This is a genomic window from Promicromonospora kroppenstedtii DSM 19349 (genome assembly GCF_000515355.1).
GTDB lineage: Bacteria > Actinomycetota > Actinomycetes > Actinomycetales > Cellulomonadaceae > Promicromonospora > Promicromonospora kroppenstedtii.
The window spans coordinates 63,706-67,372 of record NZ_KI911693.1 but is presented as its reverse complement, the minus strand read 5'-3'; the positions used below and the strand labels follow the sequence as shown (position 1 = coordinate 67,372).

Below are 3,667 nucleotides of genomic sequence, written 5' to 3'. Positions count from 1 at the left end.
GACGCAGCGTCGCGGCGGCGGGCGCGTGTCTCGAGCACGGCGATGACCGCGAACGTGGCGCTCGCGCCGAGCAGGCCCGCCATGCCGGCGGCCCGGAGGCTCGAGCCGCCCACCTGGTGCACCACGGTGGACTCGGGGGCGACCGTCACGGTGATGTCGTTGACGGGCGCCACGCCGGCGTCGCGCTGCAGGCGGTCGAGCTCGTGCGCGATCTGGTCGATGATCTCCTCCTGCCGCGCACCGACCTGCTCGGCCGTGGCGCCGACGACCTCGACGTACAGCACCTGCTGGGCGAAGTTGGGGGCCCACTGGCCGCCGGTGTCAGGCAGCCGGATCGACCAGCCGTCGCGGATGCCCTCGCCGACCAGCGTCGCGTCGGGCGAGGCGTACTTGGTGACCGCGGCGGGCCCGGAGACGGCCTTCGCGACCGCTCCGGCCGTGATGATCAGGTCCTCGGACGTGGTGCGCAGGGCGTTCGGGTAGGCCTTGCTCGCCGGCGCGAGGAAGACGACCTGGGTACGGCTCCAGTAGACGCCGTCGTCCAGCGTGGTCGCGTACACGAGCCCGAGGGAGGCGAGGGCCCCGGCCAGCAGGACGGGCCAGCGCCGCACCGCCGCACGTATCAGGTCCCACAGCGTCATCGATTCCCCGCAATTTCTCGGAGCGGGCGAAATTCCCGTCGGAGTTCCGCAACTCGTTCCTTTGCCCGCCCTCGGCACGATACCTTTGTCGAGCGCGGCGTGATACGCCCGGAAAGGGTGAACAAATGTCATTCCTCGACGTGATAGCAGCCTTGGGCCGCCGGTGGTACGTGACCGTCGCGGGTCTGTTCGCCACCGCCGCCCTGCTCCTCGGAGCGAGCACCCTGGAGCCGCCGGTCTACACCGCGCGCGGGCTCGTCCTGCTCGTCCCGTCCCAGCAGATGGTTGGCAAGGGCGGCAACCCGTTCCTGGCCCTCGGTGGCCTCGACCTGCCCGCACGCGTGGTGGTCGCGTACTACGAGAGCGACGTGGCGAAGGCCCGGTTCACGTCTGGCTCGCCCGACTCCGAGTACGTCGTGGCCATCGAGGAGTCGACGCGCGGTCCGGTCATCTCGGTCGATGTGACCGACAGCAGCCCGCAGGGCGCTCTGGCGACGCTGGACCTGCTCACGACGTCGGTCCCCGTGGAGCTGCGCCGCCTCCAGGAGGAGGTCGACGCGCCGGAGACGGCCATCGTCTCGACACTGGTCCTCGCCAAGGACGAGAAGGCGCAGGCCGACAACAGCGGCACGGTGCGCATGATCATCGCCGCGACAGGCGTCGGGCTCGTGGTGACCGTCGTCGGCGCCGTGGCGGTCGACGGGCTGGCGCGCAGCCGGGTGCGCGGGCGCAAGCGGGTGGGCCCTCCGGAACCGGTGCCCGCGGACCCGCCCGTCGCGGACCCGGCGACACCGGACGCGAAGGCCGGGGCGAAGCCTGCCGGACCGAAGCAGGCCGGCCCGGAAGCGGCCGGCCCAGAGGCGGAGCACGCCCAGCAGGCGGACCCCGGCACGCAGACCGTGAAGCCGTTCGTGGCCAGGCCGCCGACCGTCAAGCTGCCCACCCTCCGTCCGCCGTCGGTACAGCCGCAGCCCGGCGGCGACTCGGACGACCGGGCCCTCCCGCCCTGGCACAACCCCCCACCGGAGTCCCGTGAGCGACGCCGCGACGAGGCGGCCGCCCGGGCCTCCTCCGCGGAGTCCCGGTGACCCAGGCCCGGCCCGCCGCCGTCCAGCGGCACGCCGCACCCTCGCAGCCGCTGCTGCGAGGGGCGGTGCGGTTCGACGTCGTCACCTGGCTCTCGGTCTATCTGCTCCTCCTGTTCGCCATACCCTCCAAGCTGGTGATCGGGCCGCTCGGCAGCGCGGGCGCGCCCTCCATGGTGGTGGGCCTGGCGAGCCTGCTGCTCTGGGTGCTCATGGGTGTCGGGAGGGCCCGGCCCGCGCTGAGCGGCCCGCGGCTGATCCGGGTCTCGCTCGCCGTGTTCCTGTTCAGCGTCGGGGTCACGTACGTCCTGGCGATGTCGCGGCCCGTCGTGTCGAACGAGGTGAGCCCTGCCGACGTCGCGATCCTGGCGCTGCTCGCCTGGTCCGGGGTGCTGCTGCTGGCGCACGACGGCATCACGTCGGCCGTCCGGCGCGATCAGCTCGTCTGGCGACTGGCCCTCGCCGGGGGCGCCCTGGCCGTGCTCGGGCTGGCGCAGTTCGTGCTCGGCGAGCTCTTCGTGGACCGGCTGACCCTGCCGGGGCTCACCCTCACGTCGCCGTACGAGCTGGGGCAGCGCAACGGCCTGTTCCGTCCGCAGGGCACCGCGACCCACCCGATCGAGTACGGCGTGCTCGTCACCATGCTGCTGCCGCTGACCCTGCACGTCGGCTTCGAGCACACCGAGCGCAGGCCGCTGCTGCGCTGGGCGCCCGCCGCGGCGACGCTCGTCCTGGTCCCCGCGACGGGCTCCCGGTCCGCCTACGTGGGCGCCGCCGTCGCCCTGATCGTCATGCTGGTGGGCTGGAAGGGCTCACGGCGCCGGGTCATGCTCGCCGTCACCGCCGTCGGCGCCGTGGCGGGCATGGTGGTCGCGCCCAACATGCTGTCCTCGATCCTCGGCCTGTTCACCGGAGCCTCGGAGGACCCGAGCGTCACCTCCCGGACCGGCTCGTTCGAGCTGGCGGGCGAGTTCATCGCGCGGGACCCCCTGTTCGGGCGCGGCCTCGGCACCTTCCTGCCCACCTACCGGATCTTCGACAACCAGTACCTGCTGCTGCTGGTGACCGTCGGCCTGATCGGGACGCTGCTGTTCCTCGGAATCTGCGTGGCCACGGTCCGGGTGCTCGTGCGGGTGCGCAAGCGCAGCGCGGGGACCGACGCCCGGACCTACGACCTGGCCCTCGCCCTCATGGCGGCGGTGCTCGTCGGGTTCGTCAGCCTGTTCTTCTTCGACGCCTTCGCGTTCCCGATGACGATGGGCGCACTGTTTCTCCTGGTCGGTGTCGCGGGTTCGTTGCGCGCCCGGGCATAGGTCTGCCGACATGCCCCGAGAATCACCCGGAGAATCACCCGGTAATACATTCCGCGGTGCCGGCCCTTCGTTCACGATAAACAAATGATCAATCTCTGCTTTCACGGTATCGGGACGCCGCCGGACGACGTCCCGGCCGAGGAGGCCGCCTACTGGATCAGCGCCGACACGTTCCGGCGCGTCCTCGACCTGGTCGCCGTCCGGCCCGACGTGCACCTCAGCTTCGACGACGGCAACACCTCCGACCTGACGGTGGCGCTCCCCGAGCTGGTCGAGCGCGGGCGGGCCGCCGAGTTCTTCGTGATCGCCGGCCGGCTCGGGCGCCCGGGGTCGCTGTCGGCCGCCGACGTCCGGGCACTGCGCCGGTCGGGGATGGGCGTCGGGTCGCACGGCATGGACCACCGCGTCTGGCGCCGGCTGACCCCACCGCAGGTGCACACCGAGCTCGTCGAGGCCCGGGACCGGCTCCAGGAGGTGCTGGACGAGCCCGTGGTCACCGCCGCCTGCCCGCTGGGCCGGTACGACCGGACCACCCTGGGGGCGCTGCGCCGGCTCGGCTACGCGCGGGTCTACACGAGCGACCGGGCGCTGGCCCGGCCCGGCGCCTGGCGGCAGGCCCGGTTCAGCC

General features: G+C 72.7%; 4 protein-coding genes. 3 read left to right on the top strand and 1 reads right to left on the bottom strand.

Annotation, left to right across the window (positions count from 1 at the left end; all coding sequences use genetic code 11):
- The coding region (locus PROKR_RS17145; RefSeq protein WP_036965014.1) for a hypothetical protein at window positions 1-641 on the bottom strand (641 nt) is incomplete at its 3' end.
- 125 nt (window positions 642-766) lie between these two features.
- On the opposite strand from PROKR_RS17145, the gene PROKR_RS17140 reads away from it, so the two are divergent.
- From PROKR_RS17140 to PROKR_RS17130, 3 genes are all read left to right on the top strand, one after another.
- On the top strand, window positions 767-1,729 hold the full coding sequence (locus tag PROKR_RS17140; protein ID WP_157602182.1) for a hypothetical protein: 963 nt from the start codon (window positions 767-769) through the stop codon (window positions 1,727-1,729).
- Complete coding sequence (locus PROKR_RS17135; protein WP_036964977.1) at window positions 1,726-3,039, top strand: O-antigen ligase family protein; 1,314 nt, start codon at window positions 1,726-1,728, stop codon at window positions 3,037-3,039. Before PROKR_RS17140 ends, PROKR_RS17135 begins: the two co-directional genes overlap by 4 nt.
- An 84-nt stretch (window positions 3,040-3,123) precedes the next feature.
- Window positions 3,124-3,667 (top strand): polysaccharide deacetylase family protein (locus tag PROKR_RS17130; RefSeq protein ID WP_036964975.1); only part of this gene is annotated, 544 nt, incomplete at its 3' end.

Coding starts and splice junctions, on each gene's coding strand:
- PROKR_RS17140 (WP_157602182.1), top strand. CDS start 767: ATGTCATTCCTCGACGTGATAGCAGCCTTGGGCCGCCGGTGGTACGTG.